We start from the raw sequence: 23350 nt of genomic DNA on the forward strand, positions 1-23350 counted from the left end.
GGACACCGGTCGTGGGAACGGTGACGCGCGGGACGACCAACCCCAACCGGCTCCGCCGCATGGACCGCTGGATAGCGGCGACCCACGGCGCGGAGCTGCGCCGCGCCGCGGCCCCCGTGGCCGTCGACCTCGGCTACGGCGCCGCCCCCTGGACCGCCGTGGAACTGCTCGGCCGGCTGCGGACGGCCGCGCCCCGTACGTGTGTGACCGGCATCGAGATCGAACCGGCGCGGGTCGCGGCGGCGAAGCCGTACGAACGGGAGGGGCTGACCTTCCGGCACGGCGGCTTCGAGGTGCCGGTGCCGGGACGGCCGGTGCTCATCCGGGCGGCCAACGTGCTGCGCCAGTACGACGAGACCGAGGTCGCCGCCGTGTGGGCGCGGCTGTGCGCCCGGCTCGCCCCGGCCGGCGCCGGCTCGCGCGGCGGGCTGCTGGTCGAGGGCACGTGCGACGAGATCGGGCGGCGGCACGTGTGGGTGGCGCTCGGCCCGGAGGGCCCGCGGACCGTCACGTTCGCCACCCGGCTGGGTTCCCTGGACCGGCCCTCGGACCTCGCCGAGCGGCTGCCGAAGGCACTGATCCACCGCAACGTCCCCGGCGAGCCGGTGCACGCCTTCCTGCGCGACTTCGACCGCGCCTGGGCCGCCGCCGCGCCCTTCGCCGCCTACGGCGCCCGCCAGCGCTGGCTGCGCGCGGTACGGGACCTGACGGCCGACTGGCCGGTGACGGACGCCCCCGCCCGCTGGCGGCAGGGCGAAGTGACCGTGGCCTGGACGGCCTTGGCACCCCGGGGCTGAATCACCCGTTCGGGGAGGCGGTACGGAACGAACCTGTCGCGCCGTTCGTCACATCGGCGGGGAGATCGTCGCGTCGGGGCGGCCACCCGGGGGAACGAGCACCTCTGAACACTGTCGTTTTGTGGCGCAACGTGACACCATCCCCCCGGAGTCGTAAGTTACTGACGGTAAATCAGCTTTGGGGGCACGTGTGATGGGCTGGGGCAAGCGCAGCATCCTCTCGGCCGCCGTGACGGTGGTCTGCGCCGTGACCGTGCTGGCGGCGCCCGGCACGGCCTTCGCCGGACCGGCACCTCGCCCCAGCACCTCACCGACTCCCCCGCCTGGCAAGGACCTGGAGAAGGTCCGCGAGGAGCTCGACCGGCTCTACCACGACGCGGCCGTCGCCACCGACGCCTACAACGCGGCCGAGGAGAAGGCCAAGCAGCAGTCCGCCCGCATCGTCGCGCTGGCCAGGAAGATCGACGCGGGCCGGCGGCGGCTCGCCGGCCTCACGGACCAGGCGGGCGCCGCCGCACGCGAGCAGTACCGCACGGGGGGCATCCCGCCCACCGCCCAGTTCCTGCTCAGCGACGACCCCGGGCAGGTCCTGGACGGCGCCGGACTGGTCCTGCAGGGCCAGCGGGCGACGAAGGCGCTGATGAGCGAACTGGCCGGCACGCAGAAGCAGTTGCGTTCGTACGCCGCCGACGCCGCTGAGCAGTGGGAGCAACTCGACGCCGAGCGCCGGGCCGAGGCCACCGCGAAGAAGCGGATCCAGCGGCAGATCTCCGCCGCCGAGAAGCTCGAGTCCCAGCTCGAGAAGAAGGACCGGGAGCGGCTCGCCCAACTGGAGGACCAGGCGGCACTGAAGGCGCAGACGCAGTGGCTGGACACCGGCATCCTCAAGCGGATCCACGGCAAGGCGTCCGCGCAGGGCGAGAAGGCCGTCGCGTTCGCCACCGCCCAGCTCGGCAAACCGTACGTCTGGGGCGCCGAGGGCCCGAAATCCTACGACTGCTCCGGCCTGACCTCCCAGGCCTGGGCGGCGGCCGGCCATCCCATCCCGCGCACCTCGCAGGAGCAGTGGAAGCAGCTCAAGCACGTCGGCATCAAGGACATGCGCCCCGGAGACCTGGTCCTCTACTTCGACGACGCCAGCCATGTCGCCATCTACATCGGCGACGGCGCGATCATCCAGGCCCCGCGCCCGGGGCGCGACGTGACGATCGCGGGCGCCGGCTCGATGCCGATCCTGGGGGTCGTACGGCCGGACGCGTAGGCCTGCGGCGGGTGCGCGGGGCCGTCGGCCATGGAGGCCGGCGAGTGACGGTGAGGCAGGGTCGCTCGCGCATTCCGGGGCCCCCGGGAATCCCCGTGACCCAGCTCATGTGACGCACCGCACGCCCAACCCCAGCCCAAACCTCGGCCGGACGTGAGCTTCGTCATTCCCGCTCGTCCGGCGGCCTGTCCAACTGCGTTATAGAACGCGGCATATGACAACGGCCTGCGCGGGAGCGACGCGGCTCACACCATTCCATCGGGGCGCGACCACCCGCTATGGTCCCCGTCGGTGGCATCGAGACCCTCGGCGCCACCGTGCCCTCGGGGGGAGGGAAGGAACCCAAGACGATGCCCGTACCCGTACCGCGGCAGAGAGCGATCCCGGCCGTGGAGAGTGGTCAGGCTGAGGCCGCCTCCGCAGTCGGCGGCCCCCTCAAGGAAGAGGCCCACCGCGACGCCGCGCCCACGAGTGGCAGCGGCGCCACTCTCACCCTGCTGCTGATCGAGGACGATCCGGCCGGCTCCCCGATCGTTCCCGACCTGCTGGACTCGGCCGGGAAGCCGATCCGCGTGCGCACCGCCCGCAACCTCACCGAGGCCGAGCGCCTGCTGACCGACGACGTCCACTGCATCCTGCTCGACCTGGCGCTCCCGGCGCCGGGCCGCAGCGACAGCGACGACGAGCTGGCCGTGCTCAAGCACGTGCTCCGGCTCGCGCCCCGCCATGCGGTGCTCGCCCTGACCGCCTCCGGCGACGCCGAGCGCGGCACCGAGGCCGTACGCGTCGGCGCGCAGGACTACCTCTTCCGGGACGAGCTGGACGGCCGGCTGCTCAGCCGCGCCATCCGGTACGCGGTGGAGCGGAAACGTTCCGACACGGCCGAGCGGCGGCTGGCGGAGGGCCGGCTGCGCGCGCAGGAGAACCGCCGGCTGGAGCGCGGGCTGCTGCCCACGCCCCTCCTGGAGGGCTCCTCGCTGCGCTTCGCCGCCCGCTACCGCCCCGGCCGCTCGCGGGCGCTGCTCGGCGGCGACTTCTACGACGCCGTACGCACCCCCGACGGCACCGTGCACGCCATGATCGGCGACGTCTGCGGCCACGGCCCCGACGAGGCCGCGCTCGGCGTGGAGCTGCGCATCGCCTGGCGGGCGCTGACCCTGGCGGGCCTGTGCGGCGACGAACTGCTCGGCACCCTGCAGCAGGTGCTGGAGCACGAGCGGGCCGACGAGGAGATCTTCGCGACCCTGTGCACGGTGGACATCGCGCCCGACGGGCGCCGCGCGGGCCTGTGCCTGGCCGGGCATCCGGCCCCCCTGCTCGCCCGCCCCGGACGGCAGGCCCGCCTGCTGCCGTACGACAACAACGGCCCCGCCCTCGGCCTGCTGTCCGGCGCACGCTGGCCGCGGATGCAGGTGGAGCTGGGTTCCGAGTGGAGCCTGATGCTCTACACCGACGGCCTGATCGAGGGCCGGGTCGGCGAGGGAGGGGAGCGGCTGGGTCAGGACGGGATGGTATCGATGATCCGCCGGCAGCTGGCCGAGGGGCTGCGCGGGGAGGAGCTGCTGCGGGCCGCGGTGAGCGAGGTGCGGGACCTCAACGGCGGGGAACTGACCGACGATGTCGCCGTGGTGCTGCTGGACAGGACGCCGTAGACCGGATTTCCGGGGATCCGTCGCCTACGCCGGGTGCGCAGTCCGTGGCCGCACACGGCGATCGACGAGCGGCCTCAGCGGCCGCCGTTGTACGGCCCGTAGGGACCGTCACTGCTGCTGCCCCGGCCCCGGCGGCGGAACCCCTTGCCGCCGGACACCTGCTGGAGCGCCGGGCGGACGTCCACGAAGAAGACGATCGTGGCGACCAGGCCCGCGAGCTGCAGGAACAGCATCGGGACGAAGAGGTTCACGGCGACCGCGATGCCCAGGATGATCAGCCAGAAGCCCTTGTTCTGCTTGTCCGCGGCACGGTACGCGTCCTCGCGGAAGATGGCCGCCATCACGAACGCCACGATGGCGAGCGCCAGCATGGCGGTGAAGATCAGCCACATCACTCCGCCGACCGCCGTCATCAGCACAATGCCCACCACCCGAGTCGAGTCGTCCGTAGAGCCACCGTACCCGTACAACGGGCCGGACACCCCCAAGGTGCCCGGCCCGCTTCATCGGGGCGTACGGCGCCCGGTCACTTGGCCGGCGGCGTGGTCTTCTTCGCGGTGGTGGTCTTGCGCACGGCCGGAGCCTTCTTCGCCGCCGGCTTCTTCCCGGCGGCGTCGGCCTCGGCCGGCCCGGGCTCCCCGGCGGCCTCGGCCGGCTCGGGCTTGCCCTCGACGGCGATCGCGATGTCCTCGATCTCCTCGGCGGCCTCACCGCGCCAGTGCTTCACGGCCTGCTCGCCGTGCTCGGCGACCTTCTCGTAGGTCTCCCTGGCCTTGACGGCGTACTCGGCCGCTGCGCCGACACCGCGCAGCGCGAGGTCCTGGGCCTGCTCGCCGAGCTTCTTCAGGTCGACGTCGAGGGTGCCGAGAAACTCGTTGATCTTGCTCTGGAAGCTCTCCTGCGCCTCCTTGGCCCGGGCGGTGGCCTTCTCCTGCACGGCCTTCGGGTCGGTGTTGCGCACGGCATCGATGCGGGCCGGCGCCTCGGCGCGCAGCTGCTCGACCAGGGCGGGCACCTTCTTGGCCTGCTGGAGGGCGAGGTCGGCGGTGCCGGCGGCGAAGTAGAGCGGAGTCGGGTCGCTGAGGGTCTTGCGCAGGTCGTCGGTGATGGCCATGGTGATCAGGTCCTCCCGGATTCGCGTTCGGCTGAGGTGGTGTGGTCCGCGGTGGTACGGCCGGCGCCCTGGTCCGGTTATCCGGCCGTACGCCGCGGGTCCGCGTCGGCGGCGTGTCCGCCGGCCGCGCCGGAGTCCGCGTCCAAACCCTGGGCCGGGTCCCCGGCCTCCCCGTCCGCGGCGGGCTCGCCGACCCCGAATCCGTTCTCTTTCCGGAAGGACTCGTAGATCTGGAGCAGCACCTGCTTCTGCCGCTCGTTCAGCGAGGGATCGGCGAGGATGACGGCGCGCGTCTCCACCTCGTCCCGGTCCCGCTCGGCGTCGAGGATCCCGGCGCGGACATACAGCGTCTCGGCGGAGATGCGCAGAGCCTTGGCGACCTGCTGGAGCACCTCCGCGCTGGGCTTGCGCAGCCCGCGCTCGATCTGGCTCAGGTAGGGATTGGACACCCCGGCGGCATCGGCGAGCTGCCGCAGCGACAGCTGGGCGTTCCGCCGCTGCTCGCGCAGGTACTCACCGAGATTGCCGACGTTCAGTGTTGCCATGCCTCCACCTTGCCCCACCCACGCTAACTTTTGCAAGCACCCGCTTGCAAAAGTGTGCCGCGCGGTCCGGGGCATGGACCGGCCCGCGGCAGGTGTCCTGTCTCTGCGATGTGTAGGCAGTCCCGCTCTTCTGTAGGCATGTGCGGCTGGGTCCCGGTCATGTGTGGGCAAGTTCCGGAGTGTTCCGGTCTTGTGTAGGTACGGCGGTCACGGCGCTTCTACGGTCAAAGCGGCTGGTCATCGTCGTACCGGAGGCCCGGATGGATGTGCGCGAGGTGTCAGCGGAGGACGTTGAGCTGGAGTACGTCAGCACGGCCGGTATCCGTGAGCGGGGATCTTTGGGGCGTCTGTGGGCGGTGCGGTTCGAGTCGGTGCGGCCTGAGCGCCGGTTCCCGGCGTTTCGTGGTCAGGGGAACTGGTGCGGCTGGTACTGGTCGGCGACCTGCGGCGGGCATGTGGGCTATGAGTCGTGGCTGGAGCGCGACCATCTGATGTTGCTCGACTTCGATCCGCTGGTGACGGGCATGGCTTCGCAGCCGTTCCGGCTGTCGTGGGCCAGGGCGGACGGGAAGCGGGTGCGGCATACGCCGGATTTCTTCGTCCGCCGCGCCGACGGCACGGGCTTGGTGGTGGACGTGCGTCCGGACGAGCGGATCGAGCCGGATGACGCGGCGAAGTTCGCTGTGACAGCGGCGGCCTGCCGGTCGGTGGGCTGGGACTTCGTGCGGGTGGGGACGCCGGATGGAGTGTTGATGGCGAACGTGCGGTGGCTGGCCGGCTACCGGCATCCGCGAGTGCACCACCAGGAGGTCGCTGCCCGCTTGGTGGAGGTGTTCGCCGACGGCGGCGGGTTGCTGGCCGGGGCCCTGCGGGTGGGGGATCAGATCGCGGTGCTGCCCGTGCTGTTCCACCTGCTCTGGCGCCGGGTCCTAGCCGTGGATCTGGAGGCCGGGCTGTTGTCAGCGGGCTCGCGGGTCCGGCTCAGCACGGTGCAGGAAGGGAGCGGGGATGCCATCGCGTCCGCGGTTGCTGCGAGCGGGTGATGGGGTCCGGTTCGACGGGCGACTGCACACGGTGGCCGCGCTGGAGGGGACCGCGGTCCGGCTGGTCGACGAGACCCAGTCAGCGAGCGTGGTGATGCTAGCCCATCTGTTGTCCTCCGCCGACTTCGAGGTGGTCACCCCGGCCTCGGTGCGGGCGGTGGTCCCGGCGGCCGGGGTGCTGGAGGGGCTTCCGGTCAAGGCAGTCGAGCGAGCCGAGTGGTGGCAACGGCACCTGGTGGAGATGCTCACGGGCCGTCCGCTGGATGATCCGCAGGTCCCGGTGCGGGCCGAGTACGACCCTGCTGTGAGGTCGTTGCGGCAGCGGGAGCTGGCCAAGACCGCCGAACTGGCCGCGACCGGGCACACGACATCGCTGGCGCTGATCCAGAGGATGCGGCGCCGTTTCGAGGACGAAGGAGTTCTGGGTCTGGTCGACCCGCGGCTGCGGGCTGTCTCGGACGGTACGGGCCGCGCCGACCGGCGGGTGGTCGAGGCCCTGCGCAGGGTCGTGGACGAGCAGACGAGCCGGTCCACGGTCTCCGCACAGGTACTGCGGCGCCGGATGGAACGCCTCCTGGAGGCCGAACACGGACCCGGAGTCGTGCCGCTGCCGTCGCGCACGGCGTTCTACCGGCTGCTGAAGACGGTCACCTCCGGGCGGCACACCCTGGGCTCGGCCCGCACCCGCCGCTCGCTGGCCAAGCAACCGGACGGCATGTTCGGCCAGCTCACCGCCGCCCGCCCGGGCGAGGTCATGGAGATCGACTCGACTCCGCTGGACGTGCTGGTCGTTCACGACGACGGCACGGTGGACACCGTCGAACTGACCGGCATCGTGGACATCGCGACCCGCACGCTGGCCGCGGCGGTGCTGCGGCCGTCGACGAAGGCAGTGGACGCCGCGCTGTTGCTGGCACGGGCGATGACGCCGGAGCCGATGCGGCCCGGCTGGGCGGACGCCTTACGGATGTCCCGGTCGGTGCTGCCGCACGCCTCGCTCATGGCCTTGGACGAACGCCTGGCCAGCGCGGCGGCCGTCCCCGTGATTACTCCGGAGACGATCGTCTGCGACCGGGCCAAGACCTACATCTCCAACACATTCCGCTCGGCCTGCCAGTCGCTGGGCATCTCCTTCCAGCCCGCTCATCCCGACACTCCGACGGATAAACCGCATATCGAGACGACGCTGGGCTCGGTGGCCTCGATGTTCGTCCAGTACCTTCGCGGCCATAAGGGTCGCAGTACAGAGCATCGCGGCATCGATCCGGCCGCGGAGGCGGTCTGGACAATCCATCGGCTACAGGAACTGCTGCAGGAGTGGATCATCCACTGGCAGATGCGGCCGCACGACGGCCTGCGGGATCCGCTGATGCCCGGCAAGGCGTTGAGCCCGAACGAGAAGTACGCCGCCCTGGTCGCGGCTGCCGGACACGTCCCGGTCGCGCTCAGCCCGGAGGAATACATCGAGTTGCTGCCCCGCTGCCGGAGGAGGATCAACTCCTACGGCATCCGCCTGGGCCACCGCACCTACGACAGCCAAGAGTTGAGCCCGTTCCGCCGCCAGCCGTCCGGGGCCGGAGCGGACGGGCGGAGTTGGGAGGTCCACTACGACCCCTACGACATCTCCCGCATCTGGGTACGCGACCACCACGGCAGCGGCTGGATCACCGCGATCTGGCGGCACCTTCGCACCGCTCCGACACCTATGGGAGAGCTGGCCTGGGACCACGCCCGCCGCATCCTGGCCCAGCGCGGCACCGACCGGGCAACCGAGGACGAGATCGCCCAGGCCGCCGTCGCCCTCCTGGACCGCGCCGCCGACGGCCCTGAGAGCCAACCCGTGAAGCCGCCCCGCCCGTCACGCCGCAGCCGCCGGGACCGCAAGGTCGCCGCCCGCACCCGGGCCACCAGCCAACCGGCTTGGCCGAGGCCGGCCCCCGAGCCCCTGCCAGCGTCGCAGCCAGTTCTTGCGGATGACGAGGACGACGGTGAACTCGCCGATGTCGTCCCTCTGGAGATCTTCGACGCGCGGAAGGAGGCCGAGAAGTGGTGGTGAACACTGCCGATTCGGATGGGGACGACGGCGGCCTGCAAGACAACTGGACCGACCCCTCGACCAGGCTGGAGGGCTGGCGACGTTTCGTCGAGGCCGACCTGGCCGTCTTCGACCTGCTACCCGAGCAGCAGTGGCAGGCGATGCCGCCGCAACTGCGGGATTCCTACGACGAGGCGCGCATCGCCTATCACTCCGAGCTTCAGGTCGTGCGCACGTCCACGGTCAAGGAGATCTCCCACGAGGGGCGGCTGCTGACCCTGCTCAATCAGCGTGAGCACGGCGCCCGGCGCGGGATGATCGTCTCCGGGGATTGGACTACGGGGAAGACCACCGCGCTCAAGCAGTTAGGGCGCACGCACGAACTCCGCGTCCGGCAGCGCTACCCAGGAAGCGACCGCATTCCGGTCGTCTACATCACCGCCCCGCCCAAGGGCTCCCCGCGCAAACTCGCCATGGAGTTCGCCCGGTTCCTCGGCCTGCCCGTGATCAGCCCACGGCACAACTCCATCGACGTCACCAGTGCCGTCTGTCAGGTCCTCATCGAGGCCCGCACGGACCTGGTCCTCGTCGATGAGATCCACCTGCTCAACCACGCGACCATCGCCGGAGAGGACCTATCCGACCATCTGAAGTACTTCACCGAGCACCTGCCCGCGACCTTCGTCTATGCCGGCATCAACGTCGAGAAGTCCGGCCTGTTCACCGGCATCCGCGGCAAGCAGCTGGCTGGCCGCTGCATCATGGTCCGCACGGGCCGCTTTCCCTGCACTGCCGAGTGGCGAGCACTGGTCGCCTCGCTGGAGAACACCCTGCGCCTGCACCGGCACCAGGCCGGCACCCTGGTCAAGCAGTCGAAATACCTGCATCAGAGAACCGGCGGCATGATCGGAAGTCTTTCGCACCTCATCCGGGCTGCGGCCATCTCCGCCATCCTCGACGGCAGTGAACACATCACCAAGACCAGCCTGCGGGCCGTCCGCATCGACCACAACAGCGAGTCGGAAGGCCCGCCCGAGCCTCCCAGGGCAGTCGGATGAGCGCGGGGTTCGATCCCGTTGTCGTCCGGCCGCTGCCGCGTCCGCTCAAGCCCTTCCCGCAGGAGACTGAATCCTCGTTCCTGAGCAGACTGGCCGCGGCGAACGCTCTGCCCGTCCAACGCTTGCAGCGGCCCTCCCTCTGGCTGGCGTCCCGGCTGGATCCGATCGACCAGCTCAGCGTCCTCAGCGGGCAGTCCCGCACCACGATTCAGTACGCGATTCCTCGCTGGGAGAACAAGTCGTGGAACGTCTCGAACGGGCCCCTTGCACTCACTCCTCGGTGGGCGTGTCGGCGCTGCGTCGCCCGCAGGATCGGAAATCCACAGCAGGACGTCATGATCTGGATGTCGAAGCATCACGACCATGTCTGCATCCCCCATCGTCTCTGGATCGGCCGTGCCGTCGACAGTGCGGCAGGACAATACGACCTGGTTGACCTGCCTGAAGTCGTCCAGGCTCAGCGGCGGCACTACCGGTTGTTACGCCGCTACGGCCCGGCGGTGATCGCTGCCTGCTATGACCGATGCTCCACCTTCTGGCACAGCCTGTTCCAGCGGGGCTACCGCCTGAGTGATCGGGCAGAACGGCTCCGGCGGATGTCGCCGAACGACCGCCAGGTCCGACCTTGGCAACCACAGCGATATGCGGCGGTCTATCCCGAGATCGTCGAAGCCATGTCGCTCTACGCGTCTGCGCACTGGCGCAGCCTCGCACTGGGCGAGGAGGAGCAGACGAGACTGTTCAAGGCGGAGTTCCATCGACGTCTGCCCCAAGAACGCTCTCTTCGCACCACCGCAAGGCACTGGTTCCTCACCGAGATGATCATGACTGCATGGCGCATCGAGCTGGCCATCAAGTCCGCAGAGGTCAAGGAGCCCGCAACCCAAGTCGATGAGAACCGGGCGCACTTGCCCCGAGTTGAGTGAGACGCAACGCCAGGTCACAGCATCCGAGATCATGGCAGCGTGATCACCATTTCAGGGCGCTGACGGAGGCATCCGCCATGTCCGACCTCGACAGCCAGACCGCCTACTGGGACGCCGCCGCGGCGACCAAGACGTTCACGCATCCGCTGCACGTGCCATGGCTGGACGGCGTCGACCGGCATGCCGCGATCCTCGACTAGGGCTGCGGCTGCGGCCAGACCATGGAAGCCCTCGACGAGCAGGGCTTTACCAACCTCACCGGCGTCGACACCTCACTAGGGATGATCTCCCAGGCCCACCTTGCACGCCACGATGCACTTCGCCGTGCTGGACACACCGTCGAAGCTGGGCCATCCGGACGCGAACCTCGACGTGGTCCTCCTCTTCGCCGTGCTGACCTGCATACCCGGCGACGAAATCCACTCAGACGGACAACTGACAACCCACAAACACCGTCAGAGCCGTCCTTGCGAAAACCATTGGTGCCCGGCTTGCTCCGCTGATGGACTGACGTCCTACCGTGAGGCTGCCGCGTGACGGAGGTAGTGGTTGTGACAGGCTATGGCGTGCTTGCCGAGGTATACGAATGGCTCATCTCGGATGCGAAGTTGCCTCCAGCCGAGTTCGCTGCGTCGTTCGACGACGTTCTCAATCTCCTGCCGTCGAACGCTCACGTCCTCGACTGTTCGTGCGGAACCGGACAGTTGGCGGTTGGCCTCGCCGGTCGTGGCATGCAGGTTGTCGCAACTGATGCCAGCGAGGCCATGGTTCGTCGGACTGCAGAGTTGTCTGAGGAGTTCGGGGCATCCGTCCGGGCCGTACGGGCGAACTGGGAAGAGTTGCCCGACCATTTCGAGGACGACACGTTCGACATGGTGTTCTGCGTTGGCAACTCGCTTCATCACGCCGCGGGCGCGACAGGCAGGGGTGCTGCTCTGGAGTCGATGTCACGGCTTCTGCGCCCTGGCGGGCGCTTGGTGCTCACATCCCGCACTTGGGAACTCGTGAGGGCCAGGGGTTCCCGGCTGGACATCTGGGACCGACTCGTCCGCCGGAACGGTCGCGATGCCGTCGTAATTTACCGCTGGGAGATTGCGCCGCATTGGGAGGAGGAGCATCACATCGAGATTGCGATCGCCCAAGTTGATGCGACTGGGCCGGTTCTTGTCCGCTCGGAACTGCTGTCCTGCTGGCCCTACCGGTACGAGGAACTCGAAGTCGAGCTGCACCGGGTCGGACTCCGGACGGAAGTGAGCACGTTCGATCTTGAGGCGGAGAACTACATGGTGGTCGCGAGCAAGGTATAAACACCGGACTCTCAGTCCCTGGCCGGACCGCGCGGTTGCTCGCAGGACGCCATGAACGGGAACGAGTCAAAGGGAATCCAGATCTTGGCTCGTCGAGGTCGCCCCTGCTGACCGCCGGCATACGCCGAATGCCGCCCCGGCGGGACAACCTCGGCCGACGCATCCCAGGCAAGACACCGGTCAGCGCGTGACGATGCAGAAGGGATGCCCAGCAGGGTCGGTGAGGACCCGCGCCTTGTCCCCATGCGGCTGGTGATCCGGCTTTCCCGCACCCAGTTCCAGCAGTCGGGCCTCGGCCTCGTCCAGGCTTTCCGCGACCTTGAAGCAGATGTGAAGCTGCTGGGGAACGATCTGGCCAGGCCAACTCGGAGCCCGGTAGTCCTCAACCCGCTGGAAGCCGATGAAGAGTCCGTCCTCACGGTTGAGACCGGCGAACTCGGCGTCCGACTTCGGGTGTGGTTCAAAGCCGGTGGCCTGCTGATAGAACGCCGCCAGAGCCAGCGGATCAGGGCAATCCAGCGTTATCGCGACCAGTTCCATCTGCAGGGACATGAGACCTCCGAGCCGATCAGTGGACTTCCGAGCACGCCATAGAGGCGGCTGCCTACCGTTGAGCGGGACGGGGAGAGCACGTTCGTCCCACTCAACCGTAAGCACAGCAGGTCAGGGCCACGCCATGCCAACAGTTATCTGGGACAGGACAGCAGGGGCACGCGAAGACGTCGACGACTTCCTCGCCCGGGCCGAGTTCGGCGGTCCCGTCACGTCCGGCGTGTCCACCACCCGGTGGGCGCGCGCGAGCACCCGTGCCGCGGCGTCGGCTCCGTGGAACGGCGTAGGACCGGCGGCCACCACCCCGCCCCGTCGGGGACCATGACCACGTCCATCCCCTGGCCCCCCGGCGACCGCCGGGTTGTGCCCGGTGCCCGGCAGGCCCGGCACGACGCACCGGTTCGGCGGGAAGACACCGCCGGACGCGCGGATGCGACACCCGGCCGCGCATCGGGGCGCGGACGGTCAGAATCGGAGAAGCGCCGACCGGGACGCCCCGGCTACCGTGACCGCCATGGACGACGCCATCGCACCGCACGCCGCCGACCGTCACGACCTGATCCGGGTGCACGGCGCCCGGGAGAACAACCTCAAGGACCTCAGCGTCGAAATCCCCAAGCGCCGGCTGACCGTGTTCACCGGTGTGTCCGGCTCGGGCAAGAGCTCCCTGGTGTTCGACACCATCGCCGCGGAGTCGCAGCGGCTGATCAACGAGACGTACAGCGCGTTCGTGCAGGGGTTCATGCCGACGCTGAACCGGCCCGAGGTCGACGTGCTCGACGGGCTGACGACGGCGATCATCGTGGACCAGCAGCGGATGGGCGCCGACCCCCGCTCCACCGTCGGCACCGCCACCGACGCCAACGCGATGCTGCGCATCCTGTTCAGCCGCCTCGGCAAGCCGCACATCGGCTCGCCCAAGGCGTTCTCCTTCAACGTGGCCTCGATCAGCGGGGCCGGCGCGGTCACCGTGGAGCGCGGCGGACAGCAGGTGAAGGAGCGGCGCAGCTTCAGCATCACCGGCGGCATGTGCCCGCGCTGCGAGGGCCGGGGCACGGTCACCGACCTCGACCTCACCCAGCTCTACGACGACTCCCTCTCCCTCAACGAGGGAGCGCTGACGATCCCCGGCTACAAGACGGGCGGCTGGAACTACCGGCTCTACACCGAGTGCGGCCTGTACGACCCCGACAAGCCGATCCGGAAGTTCACCGAGCGGGAACTGCAGGACTTCCTCCACAAGGAACCGACCCGGATGAAGATCGCGGGCATCAACATGACCTACGAAGGTCTGATCCCGCGGATCCAGAAGTCGATGCTCGCCAAGGACAAGGAGGGCATGCAGCCGCACATCCGGGCGTTCGTGGACCGCGCGGTCACCTTCACCGTCTGCCCCGACTGCGAGGGCACCCGGCTCACCGCGGCGGCCCGGTCCTCGAAGATCGCGGGCGTCAGCATCGCCGACGCGTGCGCGATGCAGATCAGCGACCTGGCCGAGTGGGTACGGTCGCTGGCCGAGCCGACGGTGGCACCGCTGCTGGCGTCCCTGCGGCACACCCTCGACTCGTTCGTGGAGATCGGCCTCGGCTATCTCTCCCTGGACCGGCCGGCGGGCACGCTCTCGGGCGGCGAGGCCCAGCGCGTGAAGATGATCCGTCACCTCGGCTCCTCCCTCACCGACGTCACGTACGTCTTCGACGAGCCGACCATCGGCCTCCACCCGCACGACATCCAGCGGATGAACGAACTCCTGCTGCGGCTGCGCGACAAGGGCAACACCGTGCTGGTCGTGGAGCACAAACCGGAGGCGATCGCGATCGCCGACCACGTCGTCGACCTCGGGCCGGGCGCCGGTACGGCGGGCGGCACGGTCTGCTTCGAGGGCACGGTCGAGGGCCTGCGCGCCAGCGGCACCCTGACCGGCCGGCACCTCGACGACCGGGCGTCGGTGAAGGACACGGTGCGGGGGCCGGCGGGCGCCCTTCGGATCCGGGGCGCGACCACGCACAACCTGCAGAACGTCGACGTCGACATCCCGTTGGGCGTGCTCTGCGTGGTCACCGGTGTCGCCGGCTCCGGCAAGAGCTCGCTGGTGCACGGCTCGATGCCGGCGGACGCGGACGTCGTCTCCATCGACCAGACCCCGATCCGCGGCTCGCGGCGCAGCAACCCGGCGACGTACACCGGTCTGCTGGAGCCGATCCGCAAGGCGTTCGCCAAGGCCAACGGGGTGAAGCCGGCGTTGTTCAGCGCGAACTCCGAGGGGGCCTGCCCGAACTGCAACGGTGCAGGGGTCGTCTACACCGATCTGGCGATGATGGCCGGGGTCGCGACGACGTGCGAGGAGTGCGAGGGCAAGCGGTTCCAGGCCTCCGTGCTGGAGTACGCCCTCGGCGGGCGGGACATCGCCCAGGTGCTGGGGATGTCGGTGACCGAGGCCGAGGACTTCTTCGGCACGGGCGAGGCGCGGGTCCCCGCGGCCCACAAGATCCTCGAGCGCATGTCGGACGTGGGCCTCGGCTATCTCACCCTGGGCCAGCCGCTCACCACGCTCTCCGGAGGCGAGCGGCAACGGCTGAAGCTCGCCACGCACATGGCCGACAAGGGCGGCGTCTACGTCCTCGACGAGCCGACGACCGGCCTCCACCTGGCCGACGTGGAACAACTCCTCGCCCTCCTCGACCGCCTGGTGGACTCCGGCAAGTCGGTCATCGTGGTCGAACACCACCAGGCGGTCATGGCCCACGCCGACTGGATCATCGACCTCGGCCCCGGCGCGGGCCACGACGGCGGCCGCGTGGTCTTCGAGGGCACCCCGGCGGACCTGATCGCGGCACGGTCGACGCTGACGGGGGAGCACTTGGCGGCGTACGTGGGGGCGTGAGGGGGCCGATGGCGAGAACCTGGAGGTGCGACCAGCCGCCACGCACCACGGCCGCCGACGTCGCCATCGGCCGTCGCCGGCCTACCCGTCCAGCACCGTCTCGCACGCCGACCAGGCCGGCGGGCTCAGCAGCGTGCGTACGCGAGTGAAGAGGACGAGCAGGTCCGGGCCCCAGCGGGCGCGGAAGGCGGGGTCCCGTCGGGCCAGGTCGAGTTCGTTCGCTGCGGTCAGCTCGGCGAAGTCCCGGCGCGGGCCCGCCTCGGGGACATGGGCAAGACCGGTGAACCGGTCCCGGAAGACCCCGTCGGCCTCGGCGAGCGTCGGATAGCCGGCCTCGCGGTCGCAGGAACCGTACAGGTACACGAGGGACTCCGCCTCGGCGCCTGTGACGGCCTCCAGTTCGGCCCGGCGCTGCGGCGGCAGCAGGGCGTCGGGGAAGCCGTCGGTGCCGTAGCAGGCGTGGCACAGTCCCGCGAGCCTGAGGGCCGGGCGCCCGCCCCACTCGGCGAGCTGCCGCTCGACGCGCTGGAGATGGGCGAGGAGGGTGCCGCCCGGATGCGCGAGTTCGGCGGCTCCCAGGTCGCGCAGAAACGCCAATGCGGTGGCGAAGGCGTCCGGCACGGCTTCCTCCGTCCGTCGGTCCGCTGGACATCGCCCGTCGATCGTCCAGCGGCGGATACGGGCAGGTCAATCCTTGGTTTTCCTCCACAGACCCAAGCTGTGGCTTGCCCGAGCCGCCGCGTCCTCCGCTCGGCCGACCGCCGTCGGCCCTTCCTGTACGGCCCCGAAGTCGGCGTCCGTCAGTCCGTAGCGGTGGCCGACCCCGTGCCGCAGCGCAGGTGCCGGATGGTGGGCGGCGGTCAGGTGCGTCGGGTGATCCCGTCGTCCAGCCGGACGCCGGGGCGGCCCGCCGCCCAAGCGATCAGGGGCCTGGTCCTCGGTGGAGCGGGCCGGGAGGCTCGGCCTCGTCCGGCCGGGCGGGGACCGCCGGCGGCGGCAGCCCCCACCAGGGCACGAGGACGGCATTCGCTCGGCCGGACAGCCCCTCAGCAAGATCTTCACGAACCTCACAGGGCAATACACCTAGGCCAGGGCGCGGGCGAGGTAGGGGTTGGCCGTCGGGCGGACGGGTAGCCCCAGGGAGCCCTTGGCCGCCGCCAGGGTCATGGCGTACGAGTCAACGGCACGGCGGACGTTGGGGGCGTCCAGGCCCGCGCCGGTGACCAGACGGTCGAGGTCGACATAGGCCGAGCGGACGATCTCCACCCACCGGTACACCCGCCAGTCCTTCTGCCAGTCCCGGGTGTACGCGGGCGGCATCAGGGACTGCCAGCGGCGGAACATCCGGTCCCGGATCTCCGGCCGGGTCGGCGTCAGATGCATGTGCCGGACCAGGTCGTACAGGGGATCGCCCACGGTCGCCATCTCCCAGTCGATGAGGGTCAGCGCCAGGTGGTCGTCGCGTCGTACCAGGTTCCACGGGTTCAGGTCACCGTGCAGCAGGCTCGGCTGCCGGTGGCTCACGTCGTACCGGGCCAGCATCTGTCGCAGCCGGCCGGCCTCCGGCAGGCCGAGCAGCCGGGCCAGCTGCTGGGACTCCTTGGGCAGGTCGCGGACCAGCATGACGAGCTGGTCCGCGAGCCAGCCGTAGAAGCCGAAGCCCCGCTCGGCCGCCGCGGGGTCGAGTTCGGCGTGGTCCACGCCCTTCAGCGCGCAGAGCTGGTCGACCAGCCGGTCCGCCTCGTACGGGAGCAGGCCGTGCACCGGGTGGTCGGGCGGCCGCTTCGTGTCGAGCGGGCCCTCGTAGGTGTGGATGGCGAAGCTGTCCTTGCGGAACTTCCCGGGGTAGCTCTCGCCCAGGGCGAGAATCCTCGGCGCCGCCACCGGAACCCCGGAATCCTCGATGGCCCGCAGCACCGCGTGCTCGCTGAGGAAGCTGCGTTCGCGCCGGCACACGTTCGCCACTTTCCGCCGCACCACGACGGGGAACCCGATGCCGGGGACCCGGACGACGGAGTTCAGATGGGCCGTTCCCTTGAACACGCGTCCGGCCGGTGCGGCACCCTCCGCGTGCAGCGCCGCGTACACCGCCCAGTGGGGGAAGTCCACACGCTCGGGCACCCGCCGGTCCGGGTGCCAGGGCGGGGAGACGAAGGTGGCGAACAGGCCCCCCCGCGTCTCGCCCCTGGACACGCGCCAGCGGAAGAGGACCCGCTCGATCTCCGGCTCGCCGGGCAGGCTCCGCAGGTTCAGCGGACCCTGGGCCGCCTCCAGAGCCCGGCGCACCCGTGCCGTGGCGTGGTCCAGCCCCTTCTGGTCGAACGTCTCGTCCAGGGAGATCGCGGCGCGCATGACGTCCGGGTACACCGACTGCGCCTGCTCGAAGGCGATGTAGTGCCGCAGGTCCCTGGCCAGCCCGTTGACCGCGCCCGGGCGGATCCGCTGCATGGCCGCGGCCCAGGCGTCGATCACCTCGGGCCACTGATGTCTCGGGTACCGCATCCGCACCAGATGGGTCGCCAGGTCGTGCAGGGGGTCGCCGTAGGTCGCCAGCTCCCAGTCGACGCAGACCAGGGGAGGGTCCCCGGCGTAGGTCATGATCAGGTTCTCGCGGTGCAGGTCGGCGTGGAGCAGGCTGTACGGCCGGCGCGCCATCGGCGGCACCCGCTCGGCCAGTCGGACCAGCGCGTCCTCCGCAATGCCCAGCGCCGCGAACAGCCCGCCGAACGCCCTCCAGTTGGGGCGGCGGATCTGCTGGTCGGCGAGGCGCGCCAGCGTCTGCAGAAAGCCCTGGCTGTCCTGGTCGTTGCGGGGCCAGGCGGCCGGCAGCGGCGGCAGCGCGCCCCGGCGCACCTGGGCCGTCTGGGCGAGCAGCCCGGCGAGCGCCTTGATCAGCAGCGCGTCGACGGGCTTTCCGTTGCCGCAGACACCGGAGAGCGGCACGCCTTCCACATGGCTGTGGATCGCGAACCCGTCCCCCTCGGCCAGGCACTCCGGCACGTGCGGCAGGGCGCTCTTGACCGCCCGCAGGATCTCCGCCTCGTTGTCCCAGGTCCTGATCACCACCGGTAGTGCCGTCGCCCGCCGGATCCGCACGGTCACGGGCGTACCGGCTTCACGCCCCAGGGTCTGCGCCATCGGCGCGGTGAGCGGGATCCGGAAGTTGTCGTTGTGGTGGCCGCTGCTCTTCTCGCCGTGACTGCGGGCGTAGGCCACGAACCCTTCGTACCGCGCGGGTACTGCACCGGGCTCGGCGCGTTCCCCGTGAAGACGGGGAACAGGAGGTGCGCCCACTGGCCGCTCCGAATGACTCGCGCTGGCTGGAAAGTACGGCAAACGGTAAACGCGGGTGTCGGTCCGCACGACCGGAGGCGTGGTCGAGTAGCCACAACGGGTGTGTGTCCGGCGCTCGGCTGCGTCAGGTCGTTCGAGGGTCGGCGCGTGTGCCATCCCCTGCATGTGAACGGGAGCGGTTGCTCACGCGGTGGGCGCATGCTACATCACAGGAATCGTGTCTCCCTCGAGCCTCCAGGGCCACCGCTCCGCCTTCCGTCCGCGGACTCGTCCGTCAGCAGCTGCCACACCGACTCGAACCACGACGTCACGCTGTCCACGAAGGTCGTTCCCGGCGGATCCGGCCTCCCCGTCGCGCACGTGGTGGGTGAGGGTCGCGCCGAGCCCCGCGCCGCGCGGCGGCCGGGGTCCCGGACGCCACGCTCCCGCCGTCACCGGCTCCACAACAGCCCCAGCAACGGCTTCAGCGAGGCGACCACGTGCGCGGCTCCGGCCTCCCGCAGGAGCTTCCCCTTCTCCGCGTTACGCGCGTAGCCGAGAAACGGCACGCCCGCACCGCGCGCGGCGGCGAGGTCGGAGGGTGAGTCGCCGATCATCAGGGCCGCCGAAGGGGCGGAACCCATCGCGGCCAACGCCCGGTTGAGGCAGTGCGGGTCGGGCTTGAGGAGCTGCAGATCGGTGGTGCGGCCGTAGATGTGGGGGGCGAAGCACGCGGTGAGACCGCGGTCGGCCAAGTACGTGGCGACCACCTTCGGGGAGTTGTTTGTGGTGATGGCCAGCCGGGCGCCCACCGCGGTCCAGGTGCGGATCAGGGGGTCGGCATGGGCGGTGGGGAGCGCGGAGCCGGCGGCCCGCAGCTCCTCCTGGGTGAGACGTTCCTCCAGCTCGGTCACCAGGTCGCTGCCCGGGTGCCGGAGGTCCACGGCGCGCAGCACCTCGTGCGGGTCCAGCGAGCCGCGTTCGGAGTCGCTGAGCAGATTGTGCAGCCCTCGCCCGGCCAGCCATTCCACCAGTCCGGTCGCCACCCGTTCGGCCTTGTGCCGCGCGAACAGACGGCAGATCGGTCCGTCGAAGTCCCACAGGACCACCCGGGCGTTTTCGATCAGTTCCCGGAACAACTCGATCTTGTTCGCGGTCAGTCCGGTCTCCGTCGTCTCAGTCTGCGTCGCATCAGAAGTCACTAGGAGAGTGTCAGGTCCGTCGTGATGGTTTCCCAGAGGGCGTCGAACCACTTCTGCGATTGCTCCACGAACGCAGCGTCCCGCTCTCCGGCACGCCGCTCGAAGGAGAACAGCAACGACTCCGAGCCCAGCGTGTCGTACATCTCCAGCGTCTGCCCGCTGTCGGTGGACTCCTCTCGGCGCGTGATCATGTAGTGCGCGAAGAGCGCCTCCACCCCGTTGAGCAGATACAGCTTGACCGGCGGGGTGAACGGCAGCGCCCGGAAGGTGACCTGGACGTCGATGTCATGGGTGCCGCGCAGCGCCTGGAGGTTGTACTGGAGCACCTGGCCCTGGGCGTTGCGCATGGCCAGCCAGCGCTGGTGCACGGTGTCGTCCTCCTCGCTCCCGGCGTCGACCGAGACCGGGAAGGCGAGGTTGATGTCGCGGGACGGCAGCAGGATGCGGGCGTCGATCCGCTCGGGGCGCAGCCGGCCCTCGTGGATCAGGCGCAGCGGCTCGCCGAGCGCCGGGATCAGGCTCTGCGCGGTCAGGCAGACGGCGTCGATGCGTACGTGCGGCGCCGAGAACGCCTCGGTCAGCCGGGGCGCGAGCGCCACCATCGTGGGCTGCGGCTCCCCGCGCGGCGCCGACGGCTCGGCGACCCGCGGCGGGCTGCCCTTGCTGACGTCGGCGAGCAGCCCCTCCTCCTGGAGCACCCGCAGCGCCTGGCGCACGGCACCCCGCTCGACGCCGAACTCCCCGGCCAGCTCGGCCTGGGTGGGCAGACGCTCGCCGGGCCGCAGCTCCCCGCTGCGGATGCGCCGGCGCAGGGTGTCGGCGATCTCCTGGGGCGTGAGCCTCCTGCTGCCGTTCACTGCCAGATGCTCCTGAGTCACGACCAAACGCTACAACTCTGATCCATCTTTGGGGAGTTGCCAGGAAGTTGTTTATTAACCATGACCAAGTGGGGACAACTCAGATGGAGTTGGTTGCCAACTTTTGCAAGTTGGCCAATCTTCGGAATGGGGGAATCACCGTGCCTGCCTTCGCTCTCCTCGTCGAGCAACTCGTCCAGTGGAAGTACGGTGTCGCCGGCGCCGTCGGCCTGCTCCTGATCTCCGTGGGCATCGAGACCAAGAGTCACAAGGCCGTCTCGGCCGGCGCCGTCCTGCTCGCCGTGCTCCTCGCGGGCCCGGCGCTGTAACTCCCGTACCCCGCCTTAGGAACTGAGCAGCAGCTCCGAACTGATCGTCTCCCACAGCGCGTCGAACCACCGCTGCGACTGCTCCACGAAGGTGCCGTCCCGCCGCCCGGCACGCCGCTCGAAGGCGAACAGCATCGAGCGCGTGCCGTCGGCGTCGTAAAGCTCCAGATGCTCGTGCTCGATCTCCCGCTCACGGCGCTTGAGCGTGTAGTACGCGAACAGCGCCTCGGACCCGTTGAGCAGATACAGCTTGACCGGCGGGGTGAACGGCAGCGCGCGGAAGGACACCTGCACGTCGATGCCGTGCGTGGCGCACAGGGCCAGCAGGTTCTGCCGCAGCACCAGGCCCTGGGCGTTGCGCTGGGCCAGCCAGCGCCGGTGCAGCAGGCCGTGGTCGTCGGCGGCCACCGGCGCCGGGAAGGCGAGGTCGATGTCCCGGCTGGGCAGCAGCACCCGCACATCGATCTTGGCCGGTTCCAGCCGTCCCGCGTGGATCTGCCTCAGCGGCTCACCCATGGCCAGCGTGAGCGAGACCGAGGTCAGGCAGAGCGCGTCGATCCGCACGTGGGGCGCGGCGAAGGCCTCCGCGATCCGCGGGGCCAGCCCGACCATGGTGGGCTGCGGCGGGGCCGCGGGGCCGGCGGGCCGTCCGGCCGGACCCGGCGCGCCCGCCACCGTGGCCGGACTGCCCTTGGAAACGTTGGTGAGCAGGTGCTCCGACTGCAGGATGCGCAAGGCCTGGCGCACGGCACCGCGCTCGACGCCGAACTCGTCGGCCAGTTCCGCCTGCGTGGGCATGCGCTGTCCCGCCCGCAGCACACCGGCCCTGATCCGGCTGCGCAGTGCGTCGGCGATGTCGCGGTGGGACGGGTGAGACCGCTGTGACCTCGTCCGTCCACTGGCGGAGGCGTGCTCCGGGTCCACGGACAAACAGTACAACTTCCCGCCAACTTGCGGCAGTTCCGCGATAGCTGGTTATGAGCCGCTTCCCAACGGACATAAGGAAGGTGAAGTTGGCTGCCAACTTGCACAACATGGTCAAGCTTCCCAGTGGTTGGCCGACCGGGCTCCCTTCCGGAGGGGAGCCGGGAGCCCGGACAGGGGACGGCCACCGAAGCGCACAGCCACAACTGAACACGACATCGTACAGCCACAACTGAACACGACATCGTACAGCCACAACTGAACACCGCTCAGCACAGTCACAACTGAACAGCTCGCTACGGATGCACAGTCAGCGTCACCGGGAGAGGGGAGCGATCAGAAGAGGTCCGGGCACCAGGGTCGCCCGGGCGAGCGGAACAGGGCGTCGGCCTTCCGGGCGGCGCCCTCTCGTTCTTCCCGCACACGGCCGAGGGCCGCGAGCCGCAGCACCGACTCACCGCCGAGCCAGACGGACGCCAGCTCGCGGACGTCCAGCGTGAGATCGACGCTCCGACCGGTGGGCGCGCAGGAGGCGCCCTCCGGCGAGGCGTCCAGCAGGAACCGCCCCCCGGCCGGCCCGTCGCCGTCCACCACCTCCAGCACCAGCGTGCCCGTCACGTCGTACGTGCGCGCCCGAAGGGCCTGTACGACGTCCAGGATCCGCACCCACAGCCAGTCCGAGTGGTCGGCGATCCGGGCCGCGCGCCGGTCGGGAAGGTAGTACGGCAGCAGGTCGTCGGGGCCGCGGGAGCCGCTCTTGACCTTCGTGATCCAGTCGATGGAACACACGTAGAGCCACAGGGCGCGCTCGGCGGCCGGGGTGGTCGCGATGAGCTCCTGCACGGTGGCGGTCTGGTCCGGCTGCATGCCGTTCCACGTCTCGTCGGACCTGTACGTCACCAGGCCCTGGACCTCGCCGTCGGCCGAGCGGTGGACGGCATGGAACGGCTCGGTCCAGTCGGCGTGCAGACGGACGGCTCCGGTGTGCGCCTGCCACCACAACTCGTTCCGGCTGACCGCGCCCGGCTGGGCCCGGCGGAACCGCTCGTGCAGTTCGGGGCCGAGCTTGCGCACGTCCTCGCCGTCCACGAGGTCGATCCGGCCGCCGTCGGCGGGGCCGGACCAGCGCGAGTCGAGACCGGCCCGGGGCACCTCGACGGTCCACTCGCTCGTCCAGGTCGCCGGGCCGAAGCCGTACCGGCCGTAGATCGGGTACTCGGCGGCGATGAGCGTGGCCACCACGTCACCGCGCTCCTTCGCCGTCGCCAGGTCCCGGCTCATCATGCGGGTGAGCAGGCCACGGCGGCGGTGGGTGGGGCTGACGGTGACGCTGGAGATCGCGTCCGCGGGGACGGTCGCGCCGCCGACCGCGGTCACCTCCTGCGCGAAGGAGCGGAAGGTGGCCACGCAGCGGCCACCGTCGAACGCGCCGAGCAGCCGCCCCGGGACGAACTGCGCTCGCCGGGCCTCGAGTTGCTCGGCGGGCATCACGGGCGGCCGCAGGAAACCGGTGCTCAGGGCACGCTGCCAGTCGTCGAACTCGGCCTCGGTGACGGTACGGACGTCGGTCATGGGCCCACCGTAGGCGCGC

Annotated in this window: 21 protein-coding genes; 11 read left to right on the plus strand and 10 right to left on the minus strand. The window is 70.2% G+C overall.

Annotated elements, in window-relative coordinates; genetic code table 11:
• Positions 1-59 precede the first annotated feature (59 nt).
• From AC5WRT_RS02340 to AC5WRT_RS02350, 3 genes are all read left to right on the plus strand, one after another.
• Positions 60-797 (plus strand): class I SAM-dependent methyltransferase, encoded by a 738-nt coding sequence (locus AC5WRT_RS02340; RefSeq protein WP_496099890.1) that lies wholly within the window; start codon positions 60-62, stop codon positions 795-797.
• Between the two features lie 193 nt (positions 798-990).
• Complete coding sequence (locus AC5WRT_RS02345; RefSeq protein ID WP_496092011.1) at positions 991-2058, plus strand: C40 family peptidase; 1068 nt, start codon at positions 991-993, stop codon at positions 2056-2058.
• A gap of 350 nt (positions 2059-2408) precedes the next feature.
• Positions 2409-3710: a PP2C family protein-serine/threonine phosphatase gene (locus AC5WRT_RS02350; protein ID WP_496091945.1), complete on the plus strand. Its 1302-nt coding sequence runs from the start codon at positions 2409-2411 to the stop codon at positions 3708-3710.
• 74 nt (positions 3711-3784) lie between these two features.
• Here the strand turns inward: AC5WRT_RS02350 and AC5WRT_RS02355 are convergent, their stop codons facing one another.
• From AC5WRT_RS02355 to AC5WRT_RS02365, 3 genes are all read right to left on the minus strand, one after another.
• Entirely contained in the window at positions 3785-4123 is a 339-nt protein-coding gene (locus AC5WRT_RS02355) for a DUF2516 family protein (protein ID WP_450673030.1), read from the minus strand.
• A gap of 113 nt (positions 4124-4236) precedes the next feature.
• Positions 4237-4824 (minus strand): hypothetical protein, encoded by a 588-nt coding sequence (locus AC5WRT_RS02360; RefSeq protein ID WP_496091946.1) that lies wholly within the window; start codon positions 4822-4824, stop codon positions 4237-4239.
• A gap of 77 nt (positions 4825-4901) precedes the next feature.
• Positions 4902-5369: a helix-turn-helix domain-containing protein gene (locus AC5WRT_RS02365; protein ID WP_496091947.1), complete on the minus strand. Its 468-nt coding sequence runs from the start codon at positions 5367-5369 to the stop codon at positions 4902-4904.
• A 260-nt stretch (positions 5370-5629) separates the two neighbouring features.
• Between AC5WRT_RS02365 and AC5WRT_RS02370 the strand changes: the two genes are divergently transcribed.
• The 6 genes from AC5WRT_RS02370 to AC5WRT_RS02395 all read left to right on the plus strand — a co-directional run bounded on the left by AC5WRT_RS02370 (position 5630) and on the right by AC5WRT_RS02395 (position 11738).
• Positions 5630-6412: a TnsA-like heteromeric transposase endonuclease subunit gene (locus AC5WRT_RS02370; protein WP_496099877.1), complete on the plus strand. Its 783-nt coding sequence runs from the start codon at positions 5630-5632 to the stop codon at positions 6410-6412.
• Complete coding sequence (locus tag AC5WRT_RS02375) at positions 6378-8468, plus strand: transposase (protein ID WP_496099878.1); 2091 nt, start codon at positions 6378-6380, stop codon at positions 8466-8468. Before AC5WRT_RS02370 ends, AC5WRT_RS02375 begins: the two co-directional genes overlap by 35 nt.
• Positions 8459-9505: a TniB family NTP-binding protein gene (locus tag AC5WRT_RS02380; protein ID WP_496099879.1), complete on the plus strand. Its 1047-nt coding sequence runs from the start codon at positions 8459-8461 to the stop codon at positions 9503-9505. The genes AC5WRT_RS02375 and AC5WRT_RS02380 overlap by 10 nt, the downstream gene beginning before the upstream one ends.
• Positions 9502-10431: a hypothetical protein gene (locus tag AC5WRT_RS02385; RefSeq protein WP_496099880.1), complete on the plus strand. Its 930-nt coding sequence runs from the start codon at positions 9502-9504 to the stop codon at positions 10429-10431. Before AC5WRT_RS02380 ends, AC5WRT_RS02385 begins: the two co-directional genes overlap by 4 nt.
• 77 nt (positions 10432-10508) lie before the next feature.
• Positions 10509-10631, plus strand: a complete 123-nt coding sequence (locus AC5WRT_RS02390) for a hypothetical protein (protein ID WP_496099881.1) — start codon at positions 10509-10511, stop codon at positions 10629-10631.
• Between the two features lie 351 nt (positions 10632-10982).
• The gene (locus tag AC5WRT_RS02395; RefSeq protein ID WP_496099891.1) at positions 10983-11738 is read left to right on the plus strand and encodes a class I SAM-dependent methyltransferase; all 756 of its coding nucleotides are present in this window, start codon (positions 10983-10985) and stop codon (positions 11736-11738) included.
• 180 nt (positions 11739-11918) lie between these two features.
• Here AC5WRT_RS02395 and AC5WRT_RS02400 read toward each other — a convergent pair whose 3' ends face one another.
• Positions 11919-12290 carry a VOC family protein gene (locus AC5WRT_RS02400; RefSeq protein WP_358869910.1) on the minus strand — a complete coding sequence of 124 codons (372 nt, stop codon included), beginning with the start codon at positions 12288-12290 and terminating at the stop codon, positions 11919-11921.
• A 514-nt stretch (positions 12291-12804) separates the two neighbouring features.
• Here AC5WRT_RS02400 and AC5WRT_RS02405 point away from each other — a divergent pair.
• Positions 12805-15174, plus strand: a complete 2370-nt coding sequence (locus AC5WRT_RS02405) for an ATP-binding cassette domain-containing protein (protein WP_496091948.1) — start codon at positions 12805-12807, stop codon at positions 15172-15174.
• A gap of 81 nt (positions 15175-15255) precedes the next feature.
• On the opposite strand, the gene AC5WRT_RS02410 is transcribed toward AC5WRT_RS02405, so the two are convergent.
• From AC5WRT_RS02410 to AC5WRT_RS02425, 4 genes are all read right to left on the minus strand, one after another.
• Positions 15256-15795 carry a DUF6817 domain-containing protein gene (locus AC5WRT_RS02410; RefSeq protein WP_496091949.1) on the minus strand — a complete coding sequence of 180 codons (540 nt, stop codon included), beginning with the start codon at positions 15793-15795 and terminating at the stop codon, positions 15256-15258.
• Positions 15796-16257: 462 nt separating this feature from the next.
• On the minus strand, positions 16258-18468 hold the full coding sequence (locus AC5WRT_RS02415) for a phosphotransferase (RefSeq protein WP_496091950.1): 2211 nt from the start codon (positions 18466-18468) through the stop codon (positions 16258-16260).
• Positions 18469-18899: 431 nt separating this feature from the next.
• Positions 18900-19649, minus strand: coding sequence for an HAD family hydrolase (locus tag AC5WRT_RS02420; RefSeq protein ID WP_496091951.1), 750 nt, complete (start codon positions 19647-19649; stop codon positions 18900-18902).
• The gene (locus AC5WRT_RS02425) at positions 19649-20533 is read right to left on the minus strand and encodes a winged helix-turn-helix domain-containing protein (protein WP_496091952.1); all 885 of its coding nucleotides are present in this window, start codon (positions 20531-20533) and stop codon (positions 19649-19651) included. Before AC5WRT_RS02425 ends, AC5WRT_RS02420 begins: the two co-directional genes overlap by 1 nt.
• Positions 20534-20667: 134 nt before the next feature.
• On the opposite strand from AC5WRT_RS02425, the gene AC5WRT_RS02430 reads away from it, so the two are divergent.
• On the plus strand, positions 20668-20835 hold the full coding sequence (locus tag AC5WRT_RS02430; protein ID WP_496091953.1) for a hypothetical protein: 168 nt from the start codon (positions 20668-20670) through the stop codon (positions 20833-20835).
• A gap of 15 nt (positions 20836-20850) precedes the next feature.
• Here AC5WRT_RS02430 and AC5WRT_RS02435 read toward each other — a convergent pair whose 3' ends face one another.
• On the minus strand, positions 20851-21765 hold the full coding sequence (locus AC5WRT_RS02435) for a winged helix-turn-helix domain-containing protein (RefSeq protein WP_496091954.1): 915 nt from the start codon (positions 21763-21765) through the stop codon (positions 20851-20853).
• Between the two features lie 330 nt (positions 21766-22095).
• Positions 22096-23331, minus strand: a complete 1236-nt coding sequence (locus AC5WRT_RS02440) for a GNAT family N-acetyltransferase (RefSeq protein ID WP_496091955.1) — start codon at positions 23329-23331, stop codon at positions 22096-22098.
• Positions 23332-23350 lie beyond the last annotated feature (19 nt).

The organism is Streptomyces sp. NTD91 (assembly GCF_059510455.1).

What these genes read in the sequence shown, in the direction of transcription:
- AC5WRT_RS02405 (WP_496091948.1), top strand. Translation starts at nt 12,805, where the DNA reads ATGGACGACGCCATCGCACCGCACGCCGCCGACCGTCACGACCTGATC.
- AC5WRT_RS02350 (WP_496091945.1), top strand. Translation starts at nt 2,409, where the DNA reads ATGCCCGTACCCGTACCGCGGCAGAGAGCGATCCCGGCCGTGGAGAGT.
- AC5WRT_RS02360 (WP_496091946.1), bottom strand. Translation starts at nt 4,824, where the DNA reads ATGGCCATCACCGACGACCTGCGCAAGACCCTCAGCGACCCGACTCCG.
- AC5WRT_RS02385 (WP_496099880.1), top strand. Translation starts at nt 9,502, where the DNA reads ATGAGCGCGGGGTTCGATCCCGTTGTCGTCCGGCCGCTGCCGCGTCCG.
- AC5WRT_RS02375 (WP_496099878.1), top strand. Translation starts at nt 6,378, where the DNA reads ATGCCATCGCGTCCGCGGTTGCTGCGAGCGGGTGATGGGGTCCGGTTC.
- AC5WRT_RS02340 (WP_496099890.1), top strand. Translation starts at nt 60, where the DNA reads ATGGACCGCTGGATAGCGGCGACCCACGGCGCGGAGCTGCGCCGCGCC.
- AC5WRT_RS02345 (WP_496092011.1), top strand. Translation starts at nt 991, where the DNA reads ATGGGCTGGGGCAAGCGCAGCATCCTCTCGGCCGCCGTGACGGTGGTC.
- AC5WRT_RS02355 (WP_450673030.1), bottom strand. Translation starts at nt 4,123, where the DNA reads ATGACGGCGGTCGGCGGAGTGATGTGGCTGATCTTCACCGCCATGCTG.
- AC5WRT_RS02400 (WP_358869910.1), bottom strand. Translation starts at nt 12,290, where the DNA reads ATGTCCCTGCAGATGGAACTGGTCGCGATAACGCTGGATTGCCCTGAT.
- AC5WRT_RS02365 (WP_496091947.1), bottom strand. Translation starts at nt 5,369, where the DNA reads ATGGCAACACTGAACGTCGGCAATCTCGGTGAGTACCTGCGCGAGCAG.
- AC5WRT_RS02370 (WP_496099877.1), top strand. Translation starts at nt 5,630, where the DNA reads ATGGATGTGCGCGAGGTGTCAGCGGAGGACGTTGAGCTGGAGTACGTC.
- AC5WRT_RS02440 (WP_496091955.1), bottom strand. Translation starts at nt 23,331, where the DNA reads ATGACCGACGTCCGTACCGTCACCGAGGCCGAGTTCGACGACTGGCAG.
- AC5WRT_RS02390 (WP_496099881.1), top strand. Translation starts at nt 10,509, where the DNA reads ATGTCCGACCTCGACAGCCAGACCGCCTACTGGGACGCCGCCGCGGCG.